General features: G+C 48.2%; 36 protein-coding genes, 1 tRNA gene and 2 pseudogenes. 25 read left to right on the top strand and 14 right to left on the bottom strand.

The genetic code is table 11. The annotated features are described in order from the left end of the window. Positions 1-741, bottom strand: coding sequence for a hypothetical protein (locus tag JCM14467_RS00745; RefSeq protein ID WP_252900275.1), 741 nt, complete (start codon positions 739-741; stop codon positions 1-3). Positions 742-1174: 433 nt separating this feature from the next. On the opposite strand from JCM14467_RS00745, the gene JCM14467_RS00740 reads away from it, so the two are divergent. Both JCM14467_RS00740 and JCM14467_RS00735 read left to right on the top strand, forming a co-directional pair. Further along, the gene (locus JCM14467_RS00740; RefSeq protein WP_054848771.1) at positions 1175-1885 is read left to right on the top strand and encodes a hypothetical protein; all 711 of its coding nucleotides are present in this window, start codon (positions 1175-1177) and stop codon (positions 1883-1885) included. Then, positions 1863-2225, top strand: a complete 363-nt coding sequence (locus JCM14467_RS00735; protein WP_054848770.1) for a hypothetical protein — start codon at positions 1863-1865, stop codon at positions 2223-2225. The genes JCM14467_RS00740 and JCM14467_RS00735 overlap by 23 nt, the downstream gene beginning before the upstream one ends. A gap of 11 nt (positions 2226-2236) precedes the next feature. On the opposite strand, the gene JCM14467_RS00730 is transcribed toward JCM14467_RS00735, so the two are convergent. Together JCM14467_RS00730 and JCM14467_RS14590 are read right to left on the bottom strand one after the other, a co-directional pair. Continuing rightward, positions 2237-2596, bottom strand: a complete 360-nt coding sequence (locus JCM14467_RS00730) for a 2'-5' RNA ligase family protein (RefSeq protein ID WP_054848769.1) — start codon at positions 2594-2596, stop codon at positions 2237-2239. Beyond that, positions 2533-2769 carry a hypothetical protein gene (locus JCM14467_RS14590; RefSeq protein ID WP_252900274.1) on the bottom strand — a complete coding sequence of 79 codons (237 nt, stop codon included), beginning with the start codon at positions 2767-2769 and terminating at the stop codon, positions 2533-2535. The genes JCM14467_RS00730 and JCM14467_RS14590 overlap by 64 nt, the downstream gene beginning before the upstream one ends. A 157-nt stretch (positions 2770-2926) precedes the next feature. On the opposite strand from JCM14467_RS14590, the gene JCM14467_RS00725 reads away from it, so the two are divergent. The 3 genes from JCM14467_RS00725 to JCM14467_RS00715 all read left to right on the top strand — a co-directional run bounded on the left by JCM14467_RS00725 (position 2927) and on the right by JCM14467_RS00715 (position 4911). After that, positions 2927-3532 (top strand): hypothetical protein, encoded by a 606-nt coding sequence (locus tag JCM14467_RS00725; protein WP_054848768.1) that lies wholly within the window; start codon positions 2927-2929, stop codon positions 3530-3532. Further along, positions 3532-3762 carry a hypothetical protein gene (locus JCM14467_RS00720; protein ID WP_054848767.1) on the top strand — a complete coding sequence of 77 codons (231 nt, stop codon included), beginning with the start codon at positions 3532-3534 and terminating at the stop codon, positions 3760-3762. The genes JCM14467_RS00725 and JCM14467_RS00720 overlap by 1 nt, the downstream gene beginning before the upstream one ends. Before the next feature lie 225 nt (positions 3763-3987). Beyond that, a complete protein-coding gene (locus tag JCM14467_RS00715; RefSeq protein WP_054848919.1) occupies positions 3988-4911 on the top strand; it encodes a 2-oxoacid:ferredoxin oxidoreductase subunit beta in 924 nt (307 codons plus the stop codon). On the opposite strand, the gene JCM14467_RS14585 is transcribed toward JCM14467_RS00715, so the two are convergent. Next, the gene (locus JCM14467_RS14585; protein WP_252900273.1) at positions 4912-5142 is read right to left on the bottom strand and encodes a hypothetical protein; all 231 of its coding nucleotides are present in this window, start codon (positions 5140-5142) and stop codon (positions 4912-4914) included. Between the two features lie 17 nt (positions 5143-5159). On the opposite strand from JCM14467_RS14585, the gene JCM14467_RS14580 reads away from it, so the two are divergent. Next, on the top strand, positions 5160-5300 hold the full coding sequence (locus JCM14467_RS14580; RefSeq protein WP_252900272.1) for a hypothetical protein: 141 nt from the start codon (positions 5160-5162) through the stop codon (positions 5298-5300). A gap of 246 nt (positions 5301-5546) precedes the next feature. Here the strand turns inward: JCM14467_RS14580 and JCM14467_RS00705 are convergent, their stop codons facing one another. Continuing rightward, positions 5547-6188 (bottom strand): hypothetical protein, encoded by a 642-nt coding sequence (locus tag JCM14467_RS00705; protein ID WP_252900271.1) that lies wholly within the window; start codon positions 6186-6188, stop codon positions 5547-5549. A gap of 5 nt (positions 6189-6193) precedes the next feature. Then, positions 6194-6364: a hypothetical protein gene (locus JCM14467_RS14575; RefSeq protein WP_252900270.1), complete on the bottom strand. Its 171-nt coding sequence runs from the start codon at positions 6362-6364 to the stop codon at positions 6194-6196. 176 nt (positions 6365-6540) lie between these two features. Between JCM14467_RS14575 and JCM14467_RS00700 the strand changes: the two genes are divergently transcribed. Both JCM14467_RS00700 and JCM14467_RS19265 read left to right on the top strand, forming a co-directional pair. Beyond that, entirely contained in the window at positions 6541-6894 is a 354-nt protein-coding gene (locus JCM14467_RS00700; RefSeq protein ID WP_252900269.1) for a hypothetical protein, read from the top strand. Positions 6895-6982: 88 nt separating this feature from the next. Next, positions 6983-7117, top strand: coding sequence for a hypothetical protein (locus JCM14467_RS19265; protein ID WP_256359183.1), 135 nt, complete (start codon positions 6983-6985; stop codon positions 7115-7117). Positions 7118-7230: 113 nt separating this feature from the next. Here the strand turns inward: JCM14467_RS19265 and JCM14467_RS00695 are convergent, their stop codons facing one another. Both JCM14467_RS00695 and JCM14467_RS00690 read right to left on the bottom strand, forming a co-directional pair. Then, positions 7231-8373: a hypothetical protein gene (locus tag JCM14467_RS00695; protein ID WP_054848765.1), complete on the bottom strand. Its 1143-nt coding sequence runs from the start codon at positions 8371-8373 to the stop codon at positions 7231-7233. Further along, positions 8346-8678, bottom strand: coding sequence for a hypothetical protein (locus tag JCM14467_RS00690; RefSeq protein ID WP_054848764.1), 333 nt, complete (start codon positions 8676-8678; stop codon positions 8346-8348). Before JCM14467_RS00690 ends, JCM14467_RS00695 begins: the two co-directional genes overlap by 28 nt. Before the next feature lie 111 nt (positions 8679-8789). Between JCM14467_RS00690 and JCM14467_RS19260 the strand changes: the two genes are divergently transcribed. Next, a complete protein-coding gene (locus JCM14467_RS19260) occupies positions 8790-8918 on the top strand; it encodes a hypothetical protein (RefSeq protein ID WP_256359182.1) in 129 nt (42 codons plus the stop codon). Positions 8919-9305: 387 nt separating this feature from the next. Here JCM14467_RS19260 and JCM14467_RS00685 read toward each other — a convergent pair whose 3' ends face one another. Next, on the bottom strand, positions 9306-10178 hold the full coding sequence (locus JCM14467_RS00685) for an aldo/keto reductase (RefSeq protein ID WP_252900268.1): 873 nt from the start codon (positions 10176-10178) through the stop codon (positions 9306-9308). 188 nt (positions 10179-10366) lie between these two features. Here JCM14467_RS00685 and JCM14467_RS00680 point away from each other — a divergent pair, with 188 nt between their 5' ends. Further along, positions 10367-10795, top strand: coding sequence for a PaREP1 family protein (locus tag JCM14467_RS00680; protein WP_252900267.1), 429 nt, complete (start codon positions 10367-10369; stop codon positions 10793-10795). Positions 10796-11015: 220 nt separating this feature from the next. On the opposite strand, the gene JCM14467_RS00675 is transcribed toward JCM14467_RS00680, so the two are convergent. Together JCM14467_RS00675 and JCM14467_RS00670 are read right to left on the bottom strand one after the other, a co-directional pair. After that, positions 11016-11831 (bottom strand): PD-(D/E)XK nuclease family protein, encoded by an 816-nt coding sequence (locus JCM14467_RS00675; RefSeq protein ID WP_054848763.1) that lies wholly within the window; start codon positions 11829-11831, stop codon positions 11016-11018. Positions 11832-11895: 64 nt separating this feature from the next. Further along, complete coding sequence (locus JCM14467_RS00670; RefSeq protein ID WP_054848762.1) at positions 11896-12645, bottom strand: hypothetical protein; 750 nt, start codon at positions 12643-12645, stop codon at positions 11896-11898. A gap of 240 nt (positions 12646-12885) precedes the next feature. Here JCM14467_RS00670 and proC point away from each other — a divergent pair, with 240 nt between their 5' ends. From proC to JCM14467_RS00650, 4 genes are all read left to right on the top strand, one after another. After that, positions 12886-13734 (top strand): pyrroline-5-carboxylate reductase, encoded by an 849-nt coding sequence (gene proC, locus JCM14467_RS00665; protein WP_252900266.1) that lies wholly within the window; start codon positions 12886-12888, stop codon positions 13732-13734. Positions 13735-13774: 40 nt separating this feature from the next. Further along, positions 13775-14932 carry a trans-sulfuration enzyme family protein gene (locus JCM14467_RS00660; protein WP_252900265.1) on the top strand — a complete coding sequence of 386 codons (1158 nt, stop codon included), beginning with the start codon at positions 13775-13777 and terminating at the stop codon, positions 14930-14932. 48 nt (positions 14933-14980) lie between these two features. Next, positions 14981-15883, top strand: a complete 903-nt coding sequence (locus JCM14467_RS00655; protein WP_054848759.1) for an MBL fold metallo-hydrolase — start codon at positions 14981-14983, stop codon at positions 15881-15883. Positions 15884-15973: 90 nt separating this feature from the next. Continuing rightward, a complete protein-coding gene (locus JCM14467_RS00650; protein ID WP_252900264.1) occupies positions 15974-17146 on the top strand; it encodes an NAD(P)/FAD-dependent oxidoreductase in 1173 nt (390 codons plus the stop codon). Here the strand turns inward: JCM14467_RS00650 and rimI are convergent. Continuing rightward, positions 17123-17632, bottom strand: coding sequence for a ribosomal protein S18-alanine N-acetyltransferase (gene rimI, locus JCM14467_RS00645; protein ID WP_054848757.1), 510 nt, complete (start codon positions 17630-17632; stop codon positions 17123-17125). The two genes, JCM14467_RS00650 and rimI, sit on opposite strands and share 24 nt — an antisense overlap. A 53-nt stretch (positions 17633-17685) precedes the next feature. On the opposite strand from rimI, the gene JCM14467_RS00640 reads away from it, so the two are divergent. The 7 genes and pseudogenes from JCM14467_RS00640 to JCM14467_RS14540 all read left to right on the top strand — a co-directional run bounded on the left by JCM14467_RS00640 (position 17686) and on the right by JCM14467_RS14540 (position 20303). Continuing rightward, positions 17686-18210, top strand: coding sequence for a metallophosphoesterase family protein (locus JCM14467_RS00640; RefSeq protein WP_252900263.1), 525 nt, complete (start codon positions 17686-17688; stop codon positions 18208-18210). Between the two features lie 56 nt (positions 18211-18266). Further along, the gene (locus JCM14467_RS14570; RefSeq protein WP_252900262.1) at positions 18267-18443 is read left to right on the top strand and encodes a hypothetical protein; all 177 of its coding nucleotides are present in this window, start codon (positions 18267-18269) and stop codon (positions 18441-18443) included. A gap of 35 nt (positions 18444-18478) precedes the next feature. Continuing rightward, positions 18479-18712 carry a hypothetical protein gene (locus JCM14467_RS14565; RefSeq protein WP_252900261.1) on the top strand — a complete coding sequence of 78 codons (234 nt, stop codon included), beginning with the start codon at positions 18479-18481 and terminating at the stop codon, positions 18710-18712. A gap of 32 nt (positions 18713-18744) precedes the next feature. Next, positions 18745-19262 (top strand): annotated as a pseudogene (locus tag JCM14467_RS20310) (DUF2079 domain-containing protein). Beyond that, positions 19259-19753 carry a DUF2079 domain-containing protein gene (locus JCM14467_RS14550; protein WP_342765432.1) on the top strand — a complete coding sequence of 165 codons (495 nt, stop codon included), beginning with the start codon at positions 19259-19261 and terminating at the stop codon, positions 19751-19753. Before JCM14467_RS20310 ends, JCM14467_RS14550 begins: the two are co-directional and overlap by 4 nt. Continuing rightward, positions 19747-19917, top strand: coding sequence for a hypothetical protein (locus JCM14467_RS14545; RefSeq protein WP_252900259.1), 171 nt, complete (start codon positions 19747-19749; stop codon positions 19915-19917). Before JCM14467_RS14550 ends, JCM14467_RS14545 begins: the two co-directional genes overlap by 7 nt. 35 nt (positions 19918-19952) lie before the next feature. After that, on the top strand, positions 19953-20303 hold the full coding sequence (locus tag JCM14467_RS14540) for a hypothetical protein (protein ID WP_252900258.1): 351 nt from the start codon (positions 19953-19955) through the stop codon (positions 20301-20303). On the opposite strand, the pseudogene JCM14467_RS00630 reads toward JCM14467_RS14540, so the two are convergent. Beyond that, positions 20300-20624: pseudogene (locus JCM14467_RS00630) on the bottom strand (AbrB/MazE/SpoVT family DNA-binding domain-containing protein). The gene JCM14467_RS14540 and the pseudogene JCM14467_RS00630 sit on opposite strands and share 4 nt — an antisense overlap. A gap of 62 nt (positions 20625-20686) precedes the next feature. After that, a tRNA-Thr gene (locus tag JCM14467_RS00625) sits at positions 20687-20763 on the bottom strand. Between the two features lie 312 nt (positions 20764-21075). Here JCM14467_RS00625 and JCM14467_RS14535 point away from each other — a divergent pair. From JCM14467_RS14535 to JCM14467_RS00620, 4 genes are all read left to right on the top strand, one after another. After that, positions 21076-21225 (top strand): hypothetical protein, encoded by a 150-nt coding sequence (locus tag JCM14467_RS14535; protein ID WP_252900257.1) that lies wholly within the window; start codon positions 21076-21078, stop codon positions 21223-21225. Then, positions 21222-21344 (top strand): hypothetical protein, encoded by a 123-nt coding sequence (locus tag JCM14467_RS19255; protein ID WP_256359181.1) that lies wholly within the window; start codon positions 21222-21224, stop codon positions 21342-21344. The genes JCM14467_RS14535 and JCM14467_RS19255 overlap by 4 nt, the downstream gene beginning before the upstream one ends. 89 nt (positions 21345-21433) lie before the next feature. Further along, positions 21434-21607 carry a hypothetical protein gene (locus JCM14467_RS14530; protein ID WP_252900256.1) on the top strand — a complete coding sequence of 58 codons (174 nt, stop codon included), beginning with the start codon at positions 21434-21436 and terminating at the stop codon, positions 21605-21607. Between the two features lie 2 nt (positions 21608-21609). After that, on the top strand, positions 21610-22788 hold the full coding sequence (locus JCM14467_RS00620) for a hypothetical protein (RefSeq protein WP_054848756.1): 1179 nt from the start codon (positions 21610-21612) through the stop codon (positions 22786-22788). The last annotated feature ends 21 nt before the right edge of the window (positions 22789-22809 follow it).

The raw sequence follows: 22809 nt of genomic DNA, 5'->3' as shown, positions 1-22809 counted from the left end.
TTACTGCTTCTCATTGAGTAGTCTTTTGCGTAGTTCTGCTACGTCGCGTATCTTTACTTTCAATTGATCATTCACACCCATGTACAGCGCCTCCCCAGGCCTTATTTGGTTGAGTATGTCCCTTAACCTCGATAGCGATTTGGCTGGCCCACTGTGGCTCGTTATTATTGTCGGTATGTTCAATTCCTCAATACTCAACCCACCAATACTATGCATCACCATCCATACGTTAGTAACTCCACGTACGATCCTGGTGACCCTCAATAGTGCCTCCTCCCTCATGGGTAATATTGACACATCATCCAGTATCAACAAGTCATCGGCGTCTTGACGGCACATGCTGTTTAGGACTAGGGTCATTACCGTGTACACGCCCCTAACGTCCCTACTAACGATAACCGTGGCGACCTTACCCCTTTCACCAACATTATTCTCATCAGTCACAATACCGCGCAGCAGCGCCATCCTACCCAGGAGCCACAGGGCGTGAGCGTTACGTGGGTTCCTGGCCAGATACCTTAGGTACCTAACGTAGCTACTGTAGGCCCTGAACCTATAGGCCATGGAGACCAACAGCGTTATGCCCGGCCTGGCACTAAGCTCCTCGTATGAGTCTAGTATTAGGAATAGGTTGTCACGCACACAGTTCCAGGGCGTTGGGATGCTCGTAACAGCCCCAATGGCGTCGCTCGGCTTATGCGTTACATACGTCATTGACGAACCCACCAGCCTAAGCCTCATCAAGCCAGCGCAGTGACTATGGTCGTCTTACCCGAACCTGGCGGCCCAATAACCACTAGCGGCCTATTTCCCAGGTCAAGTAGTATCCTCGCCAGCTTCTTCTCTATCCCCAATTCCCGACCCAGAGCCGGCCCTAAATCGCCTACGAGGGAATCCCCAGGGCCATGCCCCAGGATTTACCCTCGCGGTTCATGCACCTGGATTAACCATGATTAAGCCTACATGTTTGGTCACCGCGATCGTAATTCACAACCCTCCCTTTATGTTATGCATATCGTTAATTTGCCAATGCGCCGTACCTGGTGTTTTCACGGTGAGGGTCTTGGCACATATCGTTATTGCGCCTTCCCCGGTGCACGCACTGCGCATGGAGCGCCGCATGGCTGCGCACGGTTTTAGCAAGCTTAAATTTGGGCCTCAGTCCTTATTAGCTATGGAGTTGGGGCTCGTTGGTTCGGGGAGTGGTCAGTATGTGGAGTTTGTCCTGCCGTACCTTACCTCCTACAAGCCGTTCATAGCCGTCTATGACGTTAGCGGCGTTAGGATTGTGGAGGGTGGTAATGTCGTTAGGGCTCAGGTTGTGGGTAGTGACTATGCCATTGTTAAGGGGTATTTCGTGAATGCCAAGCCCTACATAATCGATGTCAGCATTGGCGGTGATGGCGCCAAGTTCTTACCAGCACTATTCAATCAATTAATTAACAAGGCATCCCAGGACAACGGCGGCGACACCCTACTCTACATCCTCGAGTTCAGGATACCCAACGACGTTAACCTCTCCGTAAAATTCCACAAGGAGGTTAGGCGCTGCTTCTTCAAGTACGGCCATGCGTGGGTCGGCCGCAAGGTCTGCTTCGACGTGGACAGATGGAGGGATACTCTCTCGAAGTACGGCAATAACTACTTCATTAGGATATACCCGGTGCACATGAGTGTTAGCGATGCCCTGCGCATTATTGACTCAATAATCAACTCCATTAGGGGCAGGATCAACTACCTAAGCGAGGACCTTAAGTATGAACTAAGGGCGTATAGGAGAGCTCGCTTGAAGAACTTGATCAACGAGCTAAATGAGGAACTCAGGGATTGGGAGAAATTTAGGGCATCGCTGGTGGGCGGCAATGCGACTGTTAGGGAACGCTAATAATTGCATCATCACGATTAGGGAGCACAGTATTGATGAGGTTAGGAGTAGTGGTAGTTCGTTGTTTGTTGATTTGTCAATGGCTGATTACGTGGAGTTAGTCATTAGGGATTCAGCGGGTGTTGTTGTTCATTACCCGTACAGGGTGATTTACACGCGCGATGGTGAGTTGCTCCTTGTCAGGACGGAGAGTTACGGCGATAATAGGCTTAGGAAGCACAAAAGTAATGTTTGTCCATTTAGAGACTGTAGATACTTACTTGGTCCGTTGGCTAACACACGTCTCGTGGTCAGGCTTGTTGGTTTTCGTAATCCTGACCCCGTGATTAGGATATCATGACCTCCTCAAAATTAGCACTTGAGCCTGTGCCTCGTTATTTCCCTGTAGTTGTTTTCCCTGGCTAGTATTAGGGATATGGTGTTTATGAGTAGGGTCTTGCCCGTGAGTTCCCTCTCTATGCCTAACTCCCTGGCGTTTTCGAGTAGTGCGTGTGGGTCTACCTTCTTCGTCTTTATGTAGGCTATGGTTATGTGGGGCTTGAAGTCTCCGAGGAACCTGTCGCTTATTGCGACGCCCGAGTCCCTGAGTGTGCTTATTATTGCTGTCCTTAACCTACTTAATTGCTCGTTGTTCGTGACCTCTATGGCTAGTACCTGGGCTTGGTGGGGCTTGGTAGTAGTGTTAGTTGGCCGAGCCTTATGGTGAAGCATGGTGTTGATGTGGCGATTGTGCCGACCTTGTCGTCGCTTCCTGCTTGGTGGTTTGTCGCTATGTAGGTTATGGTTATGTGCGTGTTGCCTGGCTCTATGGGTATTACGGGTAGTGCCTTGATTAGCGGTGTGATGTTTAGTCCTTTGACGAGGATCCCATAGAAGTATCCCACGGTGGGGTTTATTTGTGCTTTATTTAATTCCTAGCTCTGTGGTGGAGCCCTGATGATGCTCATTAGGATCTCCGTACTCGTGTATTGAAAGTGGGTGGGGATGCCCGCGCTGGTTGTTTGGGGGAGGTTTTAAATTCCTGAGTGGTGTTTGGGTTTGATGCGTGTGGGTTTGGGGTTGAGGTTTTTGGTGGTGCTTGTGGTTATTGCCGTGGCTGCATCATTGCTTGTTTATTTGCACATGTCTGCGCCTCGTCATGTAATTAAGATAACGACTTATTCTAGCGCTGTTCCTGGTATCTTTAATTATGGGGCCCTTGGTTGTCAGGATTATTACGTCGTCATACCGGGTAATTCGGTGGTTGTGCTTTATTACCACGTGCACGGTAGTGTGAGTGTCAACACTGCCCGGATTCTGGTGTCGTTTCCTGCGAGTATTATTAGGGAGGCCCTAAGTGAATTCCCGGGCTCGTCGAATTGGAGTGGTGTGATTATGGTGGGTGTTTACGTTAATGGTAAGTTGATTGCATTTCGTGAGGATTTATCGGTGATTAAGGAGATTGTTAGAATCCTTACAATCACTAATGGTACTTCTCTCGTCATTAATGGCACTTCTAATTTCCCTATCCTGTATATTCCCTATGAGGTTGACTTTCCCACAATTAACTTGACGCCTAATGACTCGGTTGCCCTAGTTATTTATTCCACCGTGACTTACACGTTACCCTCGTGCAAGGTGGCTAGTGAGGATGAGGAGGCAAGTTGATGGTTAGGAATGGCTGGATTGAGGTGATTATGTCCGGTGCCTCGCCTACGGCTGAGCAGCTTTATGAGGGGGGTGAGTACATAACGGAGGAGCCCGTGATATGCTTGGTCAGGGTTCAGGGGTTCATGAGCCAGTTACCGCAGGAATTACCGACCAACGTGAGACCATTCGTTACTGGGTATGCACCAACATTCGCGATTGGGGAAGCGTCAATAAGCCATGATGGGTGAGCCAGGTACTGCGTTGTTTGTGATTATTACGTGATGGGGATTAGCATGGAGGGATTGTGAGGGTTTGGATATTAGGCTAAGTCGGTAAATGTGCGTGCTGAGTCGATACGGTGGGGTGATGGGGTTGTTGATTGTTTTTATGAACCTGCAAAAACTTTATAAGCTGGTTCATTTGACATTTGTACCGTGTCTAATACCGTAAAGATCACCGTGAAGAGGACGCCCATGGATTTTGTTGAGAAGAGGAGGAGACCTGATTGGTGCCCTGGTTGTGGGGATTACGGGATTCTCCAGGCCCTTTATCAGGCCTTGGCTGACCTTAACCTTGACCCTCACAGCGTGTTCCTGGTGAGTGGTATTGGTTGTAGTGCCAAGACTATCCACTACGTTAATGCCAACGGCGCTCACACGCTTCATGGTAGGCCCATACCCTACGCCACGGGCATTAAGTTGGCTAACCCGAACCTTGAGGTTATTGTGATTGGTGGTGATGGTGACCTGATGGGTATTGGTGCTGAGCACCTTGTTCATGCTGGTAGGCGTAATGTGGACTTCACGGTGTTGATGTACGACAATGGTGTCTATGGCTTGACCAAGGGTCAGGCTAGCCCGACGCTTAGGAGGGGTGTTAAGACCAAGGCCCTGGCCAAGCCTAACATCTATGATGCGATTAACCCAGTGGTTTTGGCGTTGTCGGTTGGCTTCACCTTCGTTGCCAGGGGTTATGCCTACGATGTTAAGCACCTTGCCTACCTAATCAGGGAGGCTATCAGGCATAAGGGCTCAGCCTTCATTGACATTCTCCAGCCATGCCCGACGTACAATGACGTCAATACTAAGGAGTGGTATGAGGCTAGGATTTACAAGCTCGAGAATGAGCCTGGTTGGGACCCCGTGGTTAGAAGCCCGAGTGAGGAGGAGGTTACGAAGAAGCTCACGCAGGCATTCCTGAGGGGTATGGAGTGGGGTGACAGGATACCAATCGGCATATTCTACCAGAATGAGTATGTGCCAACCTATGAGGAGAGGATTCTGGAACAGATGCCTAACTACCTGAAGGCTCCGCCAGCCCTGAGCCCGCTCTATGGCCCTGATGGCTCGACGATAGTCAATGTAGAGGATATACTTAAGGAGAAGGAGGTTTGGTGATTAGGACTTACTCATTAAATTACTTATCAACTTGAGTACTAGGTCCACGTCATTCATACTCTTCACGTTGGTTAGTGTCGTCATTAGGATTACGAGTCTGGCCAGGTGCTTTAGGTCCTTAATGCCTCCCCTGTAAACCACCTTGACGCCCTCCATGCCCAACTCGCTGGTTAGCCAGACCTCTAGGTTGATGCCGTACTTCCTGCCTACGTCTTTGACGAGTTTGTACACTGTCCTGGCACTTGGTTATGTTTGTGGCTGTTAGGGTGCTTGGTGGTTTGTATAGGTCGTTCGTTACCTCGATTTTCTCGCCAATGCAGTTGCTTAGTGTTGCCGTGTTTATTGGTAGGTCTGCCAGGGCTAGTGCTGTGCCGTTGCCTAGTAGGTAGATTGATATTGTCCTTGGGGTCTTCGTGGTTAGCATTGGTGAGTTTGGGGATATGATTATGGTGCCCACGGCCTTTATGACCCTTCCCAGGGCGCTGTAGGCATAGACATCACTAATGCCTAGGCATTGCCGTACTTGTTGTGTAGGTCCAGCACGAGTTCTATGAATTTTGAGGAGTCCATCGGCTTGTGTTGGTTGATCCGCCATTATTTTTAACTTAACCTTAGCATTACATTAATTAGGTCCACTAATCGTGAAACCAAATCGACTTCTCCCTTATGTGCCCTGGTATCTCACTAAGTGACTCATATCCGCACTGTGGGTAGTACACGAAGTTCGTGACCAGGGTAGCTACGGCGGGTCTCAGCAACTTTACGGTCAATACCTTACCCGTCTGATTCGCACCATACACCGCAACCACGAATGAGTACGCCCCAGGTCCCAACGTTACGTTAAGCCACACTGGGCCATCACCATTCACGCACTTTATGTAGCCATAGCCATTCTCGGGGATGAAGCTACTATTTAGGGCGCCAAAGAGTAACATGTCGGCTGAGACTCTGGGGGCTATGCACACGTATATGCCTGGCTCAAGGTAGAACTCGCTGGTTATGTAATAAGTGCCGTTAAGTGTAAATACATTCATTATAGATGGACCAAGGCCAGTCACATCACGGCCTAGCCAAGTCTCATTACCTGGTATTGGATATATGGTAATGCTTTGGGGAAGTGATGGTGCCTTGCAGGGTATGTAGCCAAGCATCTTCACTAAATCATCCATGTAGTAGGTATTTACGGCATAGATGAGTATGCCGGCGATTATGGCAACGCCAAATAATATGACGAGGAGGAGGTCAAGGTCGATTTCAATCTTGATCGTACGGGGCATACTGATCACTTGCTTACTGGTGTCCAGAAGATGCCCTCGGCTACAATGGGTCCTTGCTCGCATACCCACCCAAAGTCCGTGGGTTGTATGGCTAGGACGAGGTTCGCATAGGCCAGTGCCAGCATGGCTATTGTGAGTACCGCCACGAGTGTCCATCTGTGGGTTCTCAACCTCATATGTCTTGGCTCTTGTTTTCTGGATTTTTTTTTTTACCTTGCTTGACTTTTTTTTGCAGTGAATCGAGTAGAATAGATCGTAATTTCTTAATAAGTTTAATTCAAAATCGTACTATTTAAGAAATAATTACTAATTTATGTCAAAACTAAATTAGGTTGAAATATATTATTATAGTGTGATCGGTCCTGTTCATCACTGGGTGAGTTTTTTTATTTGCCCATGGTTTTACCTAACCTGTGAGGAGTCCCTTGAGGATTTGTTGGTTGGTGTTGAGGATGGTGATGTGGATTCATTTGTGAAGTTGGTTAGGTTTGTTGAGGATAATTATAGGAAGGCGCTTTACACGATGGGTTATGTGGAGCTTGGTGATTACGTCCTCATTAAGTCCTGCACATACATACTACTGAGCAGTGACGGCATGGCCTACGCCCTGGTCAACGGCGATAAGCCCGAGGTGATTAGTCTCGAGGTTCACGGCGGCATTAATGAGGTTATTGACGAGGTCTGCGGCCCTGACGAGGAGGAGTAATTGCATTAGTTGTTTTTTCGCGCCATGAGTATTGACGTGAAGTAAAGATTTATACCCTTAGGTAATAACGCATGCGCGGGAATACGCCGTGACCCACGTCAGTGAGGATGAGGAGGAGCAGGAAAGGCTGAGGGAGATTGCCAGGGAGCTTAGGGAGTTGCTCAGTGGTATTAGTGTTGAGGAGGTTGTTAGGTTGATTAGGGAGGATAGGGACTCCAGGTAGTGTCTTGACTGAAATGCTGTGGTTAAATAATTAAAGTTGTGAGGGCGGGTTATTGGGAAATTGAAAAGTAAGTCAATTTTAAAGGGGTTAGATTTAGATGTCAAATTGCTGAATTACTGGCACCATGATGTATATGCAAAGCCATTATTTGTTAAGCCCCAGTTCGAACCGTAAGCGCCTGGCGGTACTATACTAAAGCCATTGGTTTGACCGTTCATGCTTGCGGCTCCATTATTAACGTTAATCCAGACATCCCAATTAATATCATAAACAACGTGATCATAACAGTAAATTGGTACGGGTAACACTCCACCGATATACATAATAGCTGTCGTATAGACGAGGGCTGATGAGCCTGCCGGTATTACGTATACCGTTGGTTGCGGGTTGTAGGCAGGGCCCATGTATGTGGGTCCGTTACCCATTACCCCATATGCTTGCGCCTGCTCTGCGTATTGCGTTGTCTGTGGTGTGAAGACCCAGGTCCAGTTAGACGCTGTCCCCAACGGTGGAGATTCTTGTGGCACGTTATTTACCGTTATCGTGTACTCCGGGCAATTGTATGTCGCAGTGACCCCGGCGCTGGGTGTGCCATCGTCCTCAAAGGCTATGGGGAAGGTTATGGTGTAACTCGTCGATGGGGTGCACGTTTGCGCCGGTGGCTCATTTTGGAGGTTTACCCAGTAGCCTGGTTCGTAACCTCCACCGCTGGGTATTATTGAGACGTCCCTGGGTACTTGCGATGCCTGGCCTGTCTCATACTGATAAACCACGTATGATGCGTAGGCGTCCTGGAAGGTCTTTAGGTAACTAATTGTGGTGTAGATAGTCGTGTTCGGTCTATAGTTGATCCAGTTGTAGAGGTAGGCTGAGCCCGCTGAGTAGCCATTTAGGTTGGGAATGATGACTTCGGACCACGAAATGCAGAAGTCAACATCAAATGCGCCATATGAATCCTGGTAAGGTTGCGGACCGAGCGCAATTATGTACGCATTATTTACCTGGGCTGCCTCGTTCGAGGATATTCCATACGTCTGCATTAATTCCCAACATACGTCTTCTCCTGTTGGGTCTGGTGTTGATATTTTCATTATTAGTGGTATCCAGAACCTGCTCGCTATCCTTAGCGCTGCCCTTAGTGAGTGTGGTCCTATTAGTAGTACGTGGCTGTTTCCGTAGGCCACCACGTAATCAAGCCCGTTTAGGTACCTTGGCACTGGCGTTGCGATTATGCTCGTGTTGAATGCCCTAGCCATGCAGTAGCTAGGGCTAGTTCGATGGCTGGCGCCTCACTTGCATTCCTGTGGATTATCAGGAAGTCGCCACGCCTAATCAACTCCCTAATTAGCCTGAAGCTTGTTGAGTTAACATTCACGCGCATCAAGCCGCTCCTATTGATGATTAGATTGGGACCAATCACTGACCAGTCAATGACGACCAAGCTATTACCGGGCAGGCTGGGCAACTCGCTAACCGTCACGGGCTTAATCAACGATTCATTAACACCAACACTAACCAGTTTCTGAACAAGCGTTGACGGACCAACAACGTAAATGGGCACACTAATGCTAATTGGCGAACCAACAACGCCTTGATTAGCGGCTGCGAATTTACCCGCACGGTGCCTTTAGCCTCAGCCACCGCGCTGTGATTAGTTGAAAGCCTCGGCATGGTGAGGAGCATTGAGGTAACAACCACGGCAGCAATCACCGCGGCGATTATGAGCAAAAGCCTTGACCTAGAGACCATACTCATTAGGAGTAGCGAATTCACGGACTTTTTTTACTTCGGCTATTCATAAAAGTGAGCCGAGCAAAATAGAAAGCAATTCCCACACCTTGCAGCGATATGGTGAGAGACTCCCAGTTCCGTGTGTTGTATGCCTTTAGTGCGTCGCTCGTGGTTGTTATTGGCTATTGCCTGCTGGTCCTGGGGCGGTGGCTTTGTGGGCTGGCTTACGTGGTGATGAGGGGTCCTGGTCTGGAAATGAATATAAATGCTATGGTATTATTTACTTGTGTGAAGATGACCGCCATGACTGATTAAGTGATGAGGAACTTGGGTTCTTGATGGCTAGTATCGGCTCAATCATTGCCTGTTAATTTCGTGAATTCCTCGTATAGGTTCTCTAGAGTCTTCACGGTGTTGCTGCTTAGGTAGTTTCCGTCTGCGGCGTTGGCGTACTTCGTTAGCTCCTCTGGCTTGTTGCCGTGACCATCACCGTGCTTACTGGGTATGAGAGGATGTACTTAATGGCTAGGGTCTCAAGGTCTATGCCCAGGGACTTGGCCATGGGCCTTATCCTCGTGTTCGTGAATTCCAAAGCCTTCACGACCCAATCCCTACTCCTTAGGTTCCTGTGGTCGCTTGGTCCGAAGTTGACATCTTGCCTCTCCGTCAGTACGTTGGATGCGTGTGGTACCCTAGTTATTAGGCCAATCGAGTCCTCAACACCACGTCTTATTAATGTCCTGCCCGGTTCCTGCTCGAGTATGTTGAATACGAACATTATCGCCTCATAACCCTCGTCAATGGCTGCCAAGCCCTCATTTAGGATGTTGGTCTCTGGGCCGAGGGCAACGCCTATGTGCTCCACGTAGCTCTCCTCCACGAGCTTGAGTAGGGCCTTGTGTAGCTCCCTATCCTTGATGATGTTGATTGGTGGGTTGTGGAGTTGGAGTAGTGTTATCCTCCTGCCCAACCTATTATAGGATTCCTTAACTGCATTGACTATGTAGTTGATGCTGAAGTTCTGCACGTGACGGCCATCAACCACCTTACCAACCTCATAACCAACCTTCGTGAATACGTTCACGTCGTAACCCCTAAGGGCCTCGCCAAGTATCTTCTCACTCAACCCCTCACCATACATGTCGGCTGTGTCGAAGGTGTTTATGCCTAGGTCTAGGGCGGTCCTTATTAGGGCTATGTCGCGCTCCCTGTCGTGGGCTACATACATGTCAGTGCCAATGACCCAGGCTCCAAGGCCGATCTCCGAAACCCTAATGCCCGTCCTGCCAAGGACCCTATAATGCATCGCCAAGCCATAATTAATCGACATTTAAACGCTGGCTTAATGACTAGGCACTTTAACTGGTGCCAGCCGCTTACTGTGTTATGCAAGGTTTATAACGCCGTTAACCGCCATTAACATAGTCCCATGGAATTGGGCAAGCCCTGGATCAACCTGAGTGATTATAGGAGGACGCGACTAATGGAGCGCGTTACGAGGCCGAGATAGCGGTCAAAATGCTCAGTGATGGCTTGACCAGGAACGCGGCGGGTAAGGCGTTCCAGGCCTGGAAGTCCTTTCTTGCGGCAATATCCACAGACATGATTGACGAGCTAAGCAAGATATATAGGCGTAAGGTGAGGGTTAGGGGATTGAAGGAGAAGATTGACGAGGCGCTATACGTGGTTGCCTTCATGCCAACGACACGCATGTTTGAGGTATCCAGGGTATTAGCCACGTTGAACCCAATGATACCATACCTAACCCTGGCATCCCTCGAACTGCATAGGTATCAATATAATGGGCCGGACAGGGAGGGGATATTCAGCGTGTTTAGGAGCGATGATGATGCCGGGGAATTCATATGCAGGTTCCTAATGGACATGGCAGTCATATACAGGGAGTTAACCAAGGAGGAATTTGTAGACCTAACCCAATGTAAGTAAGCCAAAGGCGCCTAAAGCCCTGTGTCTGGTTACGCCCTATATACTCCGTGGAGGTTACGGCTCAGGCACTCGGCTAAGCAATTAGTAAGTAATCTATTTACCCATTTTTGGCAATTATATATAGTATTTATTTCGTGGCCCAGTGCGCGCGCCCGCACCCGCTCACTCAGGGTTTTATTTCAACTTAGCATAGATGAAGATCGTAGTTAAATACCCTACATTACTGTGTCTGTTTTGTCATGTCCTCGGGCGTTATTATTTTTATGCCCATTCTCTCGGCCATGACCCTCACGTAGTCTGGGTTCTTGTCATCTATGTATGGCGTTATTACCATGACCATGCTCACGGACTTGCCCGTGGTCTTCATGTATAGTTCGGCCTTGCGGCGTGTTACTGCTAGGTCTGACCTCTTCACGGCTGATGTTATTTCCACGGCTATTACGAGATTATCCCTAATTATTATGTCCAGCTCCACCTCGCTTGGGTGCCCATACACGAATCCATCCGCGTCGTAATAAAGCCACCTCTCCACGGTGTACCCAGCGTCTTTCAGTATCTCCCTAACGCCCTCCCTGAAGGCTTCCTCACTGAGTACTCCCCAGCGTGCGCCGAGGGCGTCAAGTTTATTGGCCAATAACCTAACCTCTTTCCTTAGGTCATCAAGCTCCTTTTTAGTCGCCATTTCCTTCCGCAGTTCTTCAAGCTCCCTTTTCGTTGCCATTTCTCTCCTTAATTCCTCAACCTTATCATCTACGTACTTCCTTAATTCCTCAAGATCCTTCTTAGTTGCCATTTCCTTCCTCAATTCCTCCAGGTCCTTCTTAGTCGCCATTGTACTCCTTATATCCTGTATCTCCCTCCTTAATCCCTCGATCTCCTTTCTCAATTCCTCAACGTCCTGCTTAGTGGCTAGGTTTTGCCATGGGGTTAGCTTGGCTAGGGCTTGGTAGATGATCTCTGGCTTGGCAAGTAGTACCTCGATTAGTATGTTTGGGTTCTCCATTAGTACCCTCTTAATCTCATCGGCAAGTGACATTGCCTTTAATTATAAGTGGTTCCTCTTAATTTAAATCTATGGTTTCACTAACCATGATTAGTAATTAAGAAACGCACTTAACTCTGACCAGTTCCACGCCGCCTAATCCATTGATTATTACCGCGGTGTTTGCGGCGTTTATGAAGCGGTTTATCCAGGACCCAGTATTGGCAATGCGTGATTCACTATTTATGCCGGGTACATGAGTATGCCCGATCACGACCCAATCACCCTCCCTAGCCCCTATCGCTGACCTGACCAACCTATCGTATGAACCACCAAGTAACCTATTCATCAATGATGCGATTAACCCATTCTTAACTATGTAATCCCCATGTAGGAACCAGATGGTGTTACTGCCTATGATGAGCTTGGCAATACCGCGAATAACCCTGACCTTAATACCATTAACAGTGTATGTAGTCTCGCCGCAGTGAGTCCTTGGGTCATGGTCGTAGATAGCCGTGATGTAGATCACTTCCCTCAACCCATTAATGCCTGCCAGGTCTAGGCGGTTTATTAATTCACGTATATGTGACTGATTTAGTTCCTGCTTGTGCGCCTTATCGAATAGGTCTCCGTTAATGATTAGGTAGGTGTTCCCGTGGTTTAGACCTCTAATGTAATTGCCTATGCAGGTTAAGTCTCTCGTGTTGGATTCAAGGTGTAGGTCTGATACCGTGATTATTAATGGGTCGTCGCTCAACTCCATCGTCGCTGTGTAGGCGGTATCGTAAATAAACGGCATCTCATAAATCATTAATGCAATGATTAATCCCAGCACTGGTAATGCCATGGTGATGGCTTGGTTCATGACATGCCTTTTTCAATGCATATTGTTAAAATGTTTAGTGGTCAGTACTCCGCCGTTCATCTTCATCGGTCATAGCCCTTAAACCTCATCATCAATAATGAATTTAAGGTGTGCTGTAGTTTTAAGGCTTTGTTGGTGATGAGATCCTAGCCACCGGATCCATGACTGGGATTGCCGGGCTGATTTCTCGAATTATCTATATTATCTATAATCCACGCAATGCTTATAAATAGGCTGTCCATGGGCTTTGTGGGTGGTTTTATTGCCAGGTACGCAATAATCGGGCTTGGTAAAATAGGAACCGCCATTGCCAAGTCCCTGATAAAGTCTGGTGTTGATCCTGGTAGTATAAGTGGTAGTGTTAGGAGGGTTGAAAGTATTGCCAGGGTTAGGCGTGAATTACCTGGTGTGTTTGTTTCGAATAATAATGCCGAGGTTGTCAAGGATGCCGATGTTGTGATACTCGCCGTTAAGCCTTACCAAGTCCCTGATGCATTGATGCCCATACGTGATGTCCTCACTGGCGATCAATTGTTGATTTCCGTGGTTGCCGGTGTGACGACGGGTATTATTGAGGATTTGGTGCCGTCTAAGGTCGTTAGGGCTATGCCCAACATAGGTATTGTGATTGAGAGGGGCGTTACTGCCGTGGCGCCTGGCTCCAGGGTTTCTGAGGATGATGTTAGGAGGGCTTGTGAAATATTTAGTTCCATGGGCAGGTGCGTGGTCGTTAATGAGCGTTATATGGATGCGATAACAGCCATAAGTGGGTCGGGCCCTGCCTTCATAGCTTTAATACTCGAGGCCCTTTGGGAAGCTGGTCTATTGCTTGGCATACCCACGGATATTTCCTGGGAATTAGCCATTGGTACCCTGGAGACCAGTGCTGAATTGCTTAGGGTTAAGAGACCGTGGGAGGTTGTGGAGGAGGTTACGACGCCGGGCGGCGTGACCATCAGGGGTATTAAGGTTGCTGAGGAGAGTGGTCTTAGGGGCTTGATCATGAGGATGATTGAGGAGACGGCGAGGAGGGGCCGTGAGATTAGCCAGGAGATTGAGGGCAGCATTAGGTCAAAAGTCATTGGTTAGGTACGCAATGCTTAATACCTCTGTCAAAATCGTGAATTTCGTGGGTAAGGGCACAAAGAGTGTGCGTGGTGGTGTGAGGCATGTTAATGATGGTATTGGCTCCGTAATCGAGCCCATTTACCAGACCTCACTCTTCGATTATAGGGAGCCCGAGCAGAGACCGTCGTTGCATGGCGTGGTACCGCTTAAGTATAGTAGGGAGGATAACCCGACGGTTCATGCGGTGGAGAGTAAGATGGCTGAGCTTGAGCATGGGGTTGACGCCCTCGGAACATCCAGTGGTATGGCTGCGATAACCACGTTAATGATGTCACTCCTATCCAGGGACTCAACCGTGCTCATGCCCCTTGACGTCTATGGCTCAACGCTGGTGCTCATGGAGAGGTTAGGCAGGTTTGGTGTTAAGACCGTGATTACGGACCCAGGCACGGAGAACGTAATCAACTCCCTAAGGGGTGGCGTCAATGTGGTGTTTATTGAGTCGGTTTCAAACCCACTCCTTAGGGTTTATGACATTCCTGAGATAGTTAAGGCTGCCCGTGAGGTCGGTGCCGTGGTCGTCGTTGACAATACCCTGGCAACCCCAATGGGCGTTACACCAATCACCCATGGCGCCGACTTCGTAATTCATAGCGCCACTAAGTACCTTAGTGGTCATAATGATGTTGTGGCTGGCTTCATAATTGGCGGTGATGATAGGATTAAGGGCGTGTGGGAGTGGAGGAGGTTCCTTGGTACGATTATGGAGCCCTTCACGGCATTCCTCGTTGATAGGGGGTTGAAAACACTCCACATTAGGATGAGGACGCATGAGGAGAATGCCAGGGCGGTCGCGGAGTTCTTAATGGGCCATCCAAAGGTTGAGAGGGTTTACTATCCATGCCTTGATGATCACGAGACCTATGAGGTGGCGAGGAAGCTACTTAGTAATTGCGGTGGAATCGTCAGTTTCGAGGTCAAGGGTGGTTTGAGGGGGGCCATGGCGGTTTATAAGCATGTGAGGATGATAATACCGAGCGTCAGCTTTGGGGGTGCCGAGAGTATAATAACGCACCCAGCAAGTACGACGCACGCCCATTGGAGTCCTGAGGATAGGGCTAGGGCTGGCATTAAGGACAACCTGCTCAGGCTTAGTGTGGGCCTTGAGGATCCTGAGGACATTATTAATGACTTAAGCCAAGCACTTAATTATGCCTAGGTATGCCGTAAAACTACTTATTAAAAACTATTTAATGCATTATCAGCAATGCAAACACAGAGACTGCTGAGGCTCTCGGATAATGTATACGTAGTACCTGGCAGGACGAATGCCGGAGTATTAGTGATAGATAATAATGAGTGCGTAATAATTGATACGGGTATTGACGAGGACTCTGGACGCAGAATATTCAATGCAATCAAACCCCTAAACCTGAGGATTAGGGCCATAGTTAATACGCATCATCACGCAGACCATATTGGCGGCAATTCATTACTCGTTAAGAGGAGTGGCGCCACCGTATATGCAACGCCTGAGGATAGGCCCTTCATCGAGAGACCCGTGCTTGAGCCACTCTATCTCTTCGGCTCATTCCCACCCAAGTTACTCAGGACCAAGCTTCTTGAGGCTGAGGGTGTGCCGGTTAGGGACCTGGATGACTTGCGTAGGGAGGTGGGGTTTGACGTAGTACCGCTGCCGGGGCATACGATGGGGATGGTCGGTATATCCTACGGGAATGTGTTGTTCACTGCGGACTCCTTCTTCTCACTGGATGTTATTCGGAAGTATGGGGCGCCATATCACTTAAACGCGAGGCTTGCGCTCGAAAGCCTTAGAAAGCTCTTAGAGGTCGTGGGTAAGTACGGGTATATCGTGCCAGCCCACGGCGAGGTCTTAAAGCCCCAGGACGCGGTTGGCGTAATTAATGAGAATATTAATGCGATAAATAAGTTGAGGGAGCTTGTCCTCAATAATATTGGTGATTCCACGGTACTCGAGGATTTAATTGTAAGATTACTCTCATTGCTGGGTATAAGCATTGACTCACCACACAATTATCTACTGAACCGTTCCGCATTACTCTCATACATTGCCTGGCTCAGTGATGATGGCTTACTAACCATTAATACCGTGGGTGATAAGCTGGTTGTCTCCAGGTCGAGAATTTGATAATTTAACTGAACTAGGTGCACCCTTACTAACACAATTAACTTAGGGCACTACTTTATATTTACGTAACCCAACAAGCCCATGACGGGTATGCCCCGTAAAAAGGTCGTAATTATTGGTGGTGGAATCGCTGGACTGACCGTTGCAAACACGCTGATTGAGAAGGCTAAGGACTTGGTCGAGGTCACCGTGATAACTAGGGATGGGCATTACATGGGTGGGCCAACGAGACCATTACTGCTAACTAATGAGGAGGAGTATGGAAGGATCATTAGGGGTTATGAGGAGGTTGGGTTGAAGGGCGTCGATGTAATCACAGGCGATGTCATTAACATTGACCCAGGTAATAGGGTCGTTAATTATTCCGAGACCTCCTTCGGCAATAATATGAGGAGCCTAAACTACGACTACCTAGTCCTGGCACCAGGCGTTGTTTTTGATGGCTCATCAATAAACGGCTACGACAAGTACTGGTACATGAATGCGAATGTTTACGACCCCGGTAGGGTCCACGTGCTCAAGAATAGGGTGTGGAGTATTAATGAGGGTACGGTGATTGTCTACGCACCGAAGGCGCCGTATAGGTGCGCCCCAGCGCCAACGGAGACAGCGTTGCTCATTCACACGATTCTTAAGCACAGGGGTGTTAGGGATAAGGTCAGGATAATACACATAGACGCCAACGACAAGACGCAACCACCAGTCATAGCCGACGTGGTTAAGGCAATATATGATAAGGCAGGTATTGAGTTGGTTACTAACCAGGAGATTGTGGAGATGAGTGATAAGGAGGTGGTCACGAGGAGTGGCGAGAGGTATAGGTACGACTTACTCACCATGCTGGAGCCAAATAGGGCACCATCATTCATAAAGGACGCTGGCCTAGGCACTGACTGGTTCGAGGTTAGGTCACCAACGGACCTGAGAAGTCCCAAGTTCGATGACGTACTAGCCGCGGGTGATGCGGCCAAGCTGCCCTACCCGAAGAATCAGGAAATCGCCTTTGAGAGCGCTTTATTCGCCGTTAATAAGTTACTCGAGGACCTGGGCAGTGGCGAGAGGGTTTCCGTGCAGTACGCATTTGTTGGTTGGGCGTACGTTGGCAATATCGAGGGTAAGCTTGAGACTATTAGTGTTCAATTCGGCTTCGACTACACCCAGCAACCACCGAAGCCTAGTAAGGACCCGGAGCCCAAGAGGGATTACACGCTTCAGAAGGATAGGTGGATGCAGACGTACCTAAGGAGACTGTTTGGTTACTAGGCAGCAGTTGTGTATTAATGTCTCAAACTTCTCATTCTCGAGTATCATTAGGTACGCGTCTTCACCATCATTGTAGTAACTCCTCAAGACGTCACGAACCTCAAACCCAAGCTTCCTATAAAGCGTTATGGCTGGCGTATTCGAAACCCTAACCTCAAGTATGACGTGGTCAATACCCCTCTCAGCCATCGCGCATATTGACCTGCACATGAGTGCATTACCAATGCCCATCCTCCTAAACTCCCTCAGCACACCAACTGATATCACGTGGCCCCTGCCCAAGCCCTCTATACACGATATTATGTAGCCCACGGGCTTACCGCTGATGAATGCTATGTAGGAGTAATTCGTGCAATTCCTGCACAACCAATTAATGAAACCAAGTGTGTATTGCTCGCTTGGCTTGAATATATCCCTCTCGAGACTCACTATTATATCCATGTCATTATCCGGATCGCACCTCCGCAGTTCGAAGGCGCTCTCCATTTATTCATGGGTCTGAAAAAGTAATTTAATAATATGTTTTACCGCACTATTAAATGGTTGCTAGGATACTGGCTACGGCGGACATTCATTCACCAAAGTACTTCCCCAGGTTTAGGGAGACTGTCAGGGACTTGGGGAAATTCGATGCTGTACTCATAGCCGGTGACTTGATGGAGGATGGGAGGATTGAGGGATTGAAGATATTGATCAATGAGTTGAGGAGGTTAAGCGATACTATAATTGCCGTACCAGGTAATGAGGACTATGATGAGGTAATGCCGAGGGCCAGGGAGCTAGGTGTCGTTAGGTGGCTTGATGATGAGGTGATTAAGTTGACGATAAATGACGTGACCCTTAGAATAATAGGGTCCCGCGGATCACTGGAGAAACCAACAACGTGGCAGTTGAGGCATATACCGCACATAGCCGATACGTATAAGCGCAGGGTTGAGTGGCTCAAGAGGACAATAAACTCATCGAGGGAGTTAACAATCCTCCTAATACACTACGCACCAACATTCAAGACACTCCAGGGTGAGGACCAAGGATTTGGCCGAGTCTCGGGGTTCGGGATTTAGAGAATGCGATATTTAGTAATAATGTCATTGCAATACATGGGCATGCCCATAACTCCGTGGTTAGGTGCGTCAAATCCGGGAATTCCTGCATAGTCAATGCGGCCTTCACGAACATCTGGAAGCCGATAATACTCGAGGTCGGTAATGATGGCCTCAGGTCAATAAGCATTGATTGCCAGGAAATTAGGCGTGAAAGGGTTGGTGGACCCTCAATACTTGACTTTATGAAGTAATTACTTTAATAATTCCTCAGCATGAACCTCCATAAATGAGGAAGTTAATTAACCTAACAGACCTTGTGGTTTACCTTGGCATTGCGGCATACTCCATCATCATGTCCTACTACGCATTACTGAAGTACTTAACCTTCCACACCCACGCCGCTGACCTAGGTATCTTCGCCCAGGCGCTGGCGTCGACACTTTACTACCATAGGTTATTCTACGAAAGCGTTGATATAGCCATAATACCCAGGCCAGGGCCCATAGCTACAGCTTCCTAGACGTCCACTTCTCACCAACACTATTCCTATTCCTGCCAATCTACGCCGCATATCCAAGCCCGGCCACGCTGCTTGTTGCTCAAACCGTATTCGTAGCCCTGGGCGCACTACCGATCTACTGGCTGGGGAAGCACCTTGGCAGGGATTGGCTTGGAACCTTCTTCGCAATTATCTATCTCATGAACCGCTGGTTCAGGGGGCAAACTCCTTCGACTTTCACATGGAGACCATATTCATGCCCCTAGCCCTATACTCAACATACCTACTACTAACGAGGAGATGGAGGATCTACTACCCAGTACTACTGCTCACGCTAGGCACGATCGAGTTCGCACCAATACCCATGGCACTACTTGGCCTGTACTACGTGGCTGTGAACATTAGAAGGAGGCGTGAATTAATGCATGGTATTATGACCATAGCGATATCAATAGCCGTCCTCCTAATCGCCCTATGGGTGAAGTCAATCCTTAACCCACTAGGCCCAACAACGGCATCACCCCTGTCCGGACTGCCTGAGCAGTACGCCTCGCGTTCAGCTTCGGCATAATAATTTCGGTCATTAAGGACCCATTACTGATACCAAGGCTATACTCGGTCTATGGCACGGAGAAGTTCCTATACTTCCTCGAGCTTTATGCACCGACGGCATTCACGGCATTCCTAGACCCATTAGTATTGCCATCACTCGCCTGGCCCCTGGCGTCCTTCCTGACAAGTGACGTTATTTACTACAACCCATTCTTCCAATATAGCTCCTTCTCGATACCATTCATAGTAATGGCATCATTAATGGCGATTTCGAAAATGCCGATCGAGCAGCAGAGGAGGTTAATGGCATTAATACTGATCTCAACGTTGGTGGTGCTCCTAGGCGTCAGCCCAATCATACACTTCCAGTACCAACTCACTAAGGCAGATTACGAGGTTTGGAACGTACTCAGGTTGATACCGGGTAATGCCACCGTGCTCGTACAGAATAACCTGTACCCACCATTCTCAAATGACATAAATGCATACACGCAGTGGTACCCGTGCTAAGGCCCGAGTACATAATTGCCCAGCCAAGTAGCCTCTGGTTCACCTGGTGGGGCACGCCATATAACGAGTATGTGAATACGGCACTTATGGAGGGCTACGGGGTATACATGGTCATTGGAAACGCATTACTAGTCCTAAGGCGAACTATACAGGTAAGCCAGTAATATGTGAGCCGGTTACTCTAAACGTAATACCAAACATGGTATCCCCAATAAACGGCCAGTTAGTCAATAACGAAATAACCCACACACCGAGTGAGCCACCGGGGGCTTGGTTTGCCGTAAACGTTACATTACCGCCAGGTCAATACGACATATTGATAGAGTACTCATGGGTTGGACCTGAATACCTAAGGCAGCTGAACACAACAATGGCTTACTTACAGGTTAATGGGCATGTGATAGACCTGATCACGGGTGGTAACGAGTCATCAATCACAATATACAATAGGTATTACGGGAGTATTGTGATAATTGCCTATGTGAATTACGTGGTGAATACGACTATATACATAAGGCAGTTGTTAATCAAGGGACCAATCTGTGGTTAAGTCGGCTTAAATGGCTTTATGTCTATTATCTCAATCTCATCGCCAGGCTTAATACCGTAGGTCTCCCTGACCTCTCTCGGTATCGTGAACTGCCTAGAGTTGGTGTGCTTAGTCCTAAGTAACTTAACGCCCTTAATCGTGATTGGGACACCATTATAGGAGATGGTTATTACGGCATACTTAAGCCCAGAAATTCCCAGGACCTAACGAGCTAGCCGGTATGAGGACTTGGTTATTTAGGTAAACCCTGACCTTATACGGTAACTTAGTAACCCTATAACCGGGTGCGCCACGGCCCTGCCGTAGCTCTTGCCCGCACATTATGGAATTAAAAATCGCAGGCAGGTATAAAAAAAATTATTGTTTATATAGATAGAAAGGGGTGGAGCCCCGGCCGGGATTCGAACCCGGGACCTCCTCATTACCAGTGAGGCGCTCTACCAGGCTGAGCTACCGGGGCAGGTTGATTCCTAACCTAGAGTTTTAAGCATTTCTCATGGGGAACCACTCAATTACCGTAACACCCCTCACTCACGAGCCACCCAACCTCGCATACCAATACCCCTGTAACCTATCCGCACAAGACAGGGTTAAGGAGGGCATTGCTCAAAAACGGTACTCACGGAAGGCGCTTAATTCGGTTGGCATTAACTCATCCGCACACTCATTAAACGACCATGAACCTAGGTCACATTCAATCCTGCTCGATTCACTTTTTGTGAATAGCCGGAGTTAAAAAAAAAAGTCCGTAGGTTTTGTTACTTTGACGGGTATGTCCTCTAAATCGAGGCTTTTACTCATAACCGCCGTGGTGGTTGCTGCCGTGGTTGTTTTGGTTTTCCTTGTCTTGCCAAGACTTTTAATTAACCACAACACCGTTGTTAGGCCCAGTAATGCTGTGCAGGTGAATTCTCTACGGTGAACCAGGGCGTTGTTAGTTCGCCAATAAGCCTAAACATCCCAATCTATGTGGTCGGACCAACAACACTAACCCAGAGACTGGTCAGCGTTGGTGTCAATCAGTCATTGATTAGTCCATAGGCCTTAATGAACTGCCTAGCCTACCCAACAACAGTGTCGTCGTTATTGATTGGTCCCTTATTGAGCCTAGCCTAATCATTGGCGACCCGTTGAGTAGGGTGACCATTAACCTGACTAGCCCGGTGATTCATGACTTGGCGGGTGCCATTGCCAGGAATGATATTGTGGGTATCTATGCCAACGGTAGTGATGAGGCATTATCGAGTTTGTACTGGCCTACTCATGGGCATTGGCGACAAACCACAGGCTATTACTCAATCTGAATATGCCGAGTAAAGACTACCTACTGGCATACCCAATAATACCAGTGAGTAGGTATGAGCCGGTGGTGATAATCGTAAGGAGGGTTGGGGCTGGAGGACTAATCATAGGGCCAGTGTACCTGAACCAACTACTAACAGTCATAACTAATATCATGAAGCCAACCACAACAACAACAACAACAACCAGCAACACAGACTCAATTGACCCATGCTACGAGGCATATTACAACTACGATGTTATCAATCATTACTTTAATTCAAATCCAGAGCCAGGCGTGTATGTGGCGAGTACCTTTACGTTCTTATGGGCAACACCAATGCTCACAGGTACAGAATATCCCACAGGCATACTGGGTTATCAGGATGGTAATGGGTCATACCTCTGGGATACCTGCCTATTGATTGGAAATACGGTCGCTTATCTAGCTAATAACCCCTCAGGAGTTCTATATTACTTACCTACTACCGTGGTTGGTTATGAGGAATACCAGGAGAGTTCGACCATGTATAATAACTATGGTCTTGAGGGCTACCAGGTAGGCGCCATTGATTACTACACCGGTGATGCATGGTACAACGAAAGCTATACCAATGCATTAGTCGCTGACCCTGTTGGAGCCACATTTAATTCCAATTCGTGGAATCCCCCATCAACGAGTAGCACATCCAGTTATGAAATATTCCTTGGCTTAGAGGTTGCTGGGCAGGAAGTAGTTCCATTCATTGGCGTAAGTATATCGTCACCTACCAGTGAATCCATTAGTGCTTCGACAAGTCCGTGGGACGAAATAGAGCTACCTCCTGGCGCGAAGGTGCTTGTGCCCAACATCACGTGGACCTTCAACATAGGCGCCACAGGCAGTAATACGGGCTTTCCGAGCGCCTTCGAGGACATAACACCAGCTATGACAATCTTCTCGAGTCTATCAACGGCGAGTATTGCGGCCTTCCCGATAGATTTTGAGAATTATGCAATAACCTCCAGAATGTATTGTGACTACTTCACTTACCAGACTATTTGGGTTAATGCTGAGTGGTACATCGTTGTTGTGCCCCAGTCGAGCAATACGGTTAGCCTAGCATCAACATCCATCACCCTAATCCCGGGCAATGCACCGACCGGCTCCTATGTAACTGGCGTATCATCAGGTAAGGTCTATACGCCATGCGCAAGGCCATAATGTGTAATTAACTTAGGGCGC

This window comes from Vulcanisaeta sp. JCM 14467 (genome assembly GCF_001316245.1).
Classification (GTDB): domain Archaea; phylum Thermoproteota; class Thermoprotei; order Thermoproteales; family Thermocladiaceae; genus Vulcanisaeta.
Note: the sequence above shows the minus strand (reverse complement) of the source record. Positions and strands in the feature narration are given on the sequence as shown.

Excerpts from the sequence above, each read along its gene's own strand:
- JCM14467_RS00745 (WP_252900275.1), bottom strand. The coding sequence starts at position 741 with ATGAGGCTTAGGCTGGTGGGTTCGTCAATGACGTATGTAACGCATAAG.
- JCM14467_RS00740 (WP_054848771.1), top strand. The coding sequence starts at position 1,175 with ATGGAGTTGGGGCTCGTTGGTTCGGGGAGTGGTCAGTATGTGGAGTTT.
- JCM14467_RS00735 (WP_054848770.1), top strand. The coding sequence starts at position 1,863 with ATGCGACTGTTAGGGAACGCTAATAATTGCATCATCACGATTAGGGAG.
- JCM14467_RS00730 (WP_054848769.1), bottom strand. The coding sequence starts at position 2,596 with ATGCTTCACCATAAGGCTCGGCCAACTAACACTACTACCAAGCCCCAC.
- JCM14467_RS00725 (WP_054848768.1), top strand. The coding sequence starts at position 2,927 with ATGCGTGTGGGTTTGGGGTTGAGGTTTTTGGTGGTGCTTGTGGTTATT.
- JCM14467_RS00720 (WP_054848767.1), top strand. The coding sequence starts at position 3,532 with ATGGTTAGGAATGGCTGGATTGAGGTGATTATGTCCGGTGCCTCGCCT.
- JCM14467_RS00715 (WP_054848919.1), top strand. The coding sequence starts at position 3,988 with ATGGATTTTGTTGAGAAGAGGAGGAGACCTGATTGGTGCCCTGGTTGT.
- JCM14467_RS14580 (WP_252900272.1), top strand. The coding sequence starts at position 5,160 with ATGTTTGTGGCTGTTAGGGTGCTTGGTGGTTTGTATAGGTCGTTCGTT.
- JCM14467_RS00705 (WP_252900271.1), bottom strand. The coding sequence starts at position 6,188 with ATGCCCCGTACGATCAAGATTGAAATCGACCTTGACCTCCTCCTCGTC.
- JCM14467_RS14575 (WP_252900270.1), bottom strand. The coding sequence starts at position 6,364 with ATGAGGTTGAGAACCCACAGATGGACACTCGTGGCGGTACTCACAATA.
- JCM14467_RS00695 (WP_054848765.1), bottom strand. The coding sequence starts at position 8,373 with ATGGCTAGGGCATTCAACACGAGCATAATCGCAACGCCAGTGCCAAGG.
- JCM14467_RS00685 (WP_252900268.1), bottom strand. The coding sequence starts at position 10,178 with ATGTCGATTAATTATGGCTTGGCGATGCATTATAGGGTCCTTGGCAGG.
- JCM14467_RS00680 (WP_252900267.1), top strand. The coding sequence starts at position 10,367 with ATGCTCAGTGATGGCTTGACCAGGAACGCGGCGGGTAAGGCGTTCCAG.
- JCM14467_RS00675 (WP_054848763.1), bottom strand. The coding sequence starts at position 11,831 with ATGTCACTTGCCGATGAGATTAAGAGGGTACTAATGGAGAACCCAAAC.
- JCM14467_RS00670 (WP_054848762.1), bottom strand. The coding sequence starts at position 12,645 with ATGAACCAAGCCATCACCATGGCATTACCAGTGCTGGGATTAATCATT.
- proC (WP_252900266.1), top strand. The coding sequence starts at position 12,886 with ATGGGCTTTGTGGGTGGTTTTATTGCCAGGTACGCAATAATCGGGCTT.
- JCM14467_RS00655 (WP_054848759.1), top strand. The coding sequence starts at position 14,981 with ATGCAAACACAGAGACTGCTGAGGCTCTCGGATAATGTATACGTAGTA.
- JCM14467_RS00650 (WP_252900264.1), top strand. The coding sequence starts at position 15,974 with ATGCCCCGTAAAAAGGTCGTAATTATTGGTGGTGGAATCGCTGGACTG.
- rimI (WP_054848757.1), bottom strand. The coding sequence starts at position 17,632 with ATGGAGAGCGCCTTCGAACTGCGGAGGTGCGATCCGGATAATGACATG.
- JCM14467_RS00640 (WP_252900263.1), top strand. The coding sequence starts at position 17,686 with ATGGTTGCTAGGATACTGGCTACGGCGGACATTCATTCACCAAAGTAC.
- JCM14467_RS14565 (WP_252900261.1), top strand. The coding sequence starts at position 18,479 with ATGAGGAAGTTAATTAACCTAACAGACCTTGTGGTTTACCTTGGCATT.
- JCM14467_RS14540 (WP_252900258.1), top strand. The coding sequence starts at position 19,953 with ATGGTATCCCCAATAAACGGCCAGTTAGTCAATAACGAAATAACCCAC.
- JCM14467_RS14535 (WP_252900257.1), top strand. The coding sequence starts at position 21,076 with ATGTCCTCTAAATCGAGGCTTTTACTCATAACCGCCGTGGTGGTTGCT.
- JCM14467_RS00620 (WP_054848756.1), top strand. The coding sequence starts at position 21,610 with ATGCCGAGTAAAGACTACCTACTGGCATACCCAATAATACCAGTGAGT.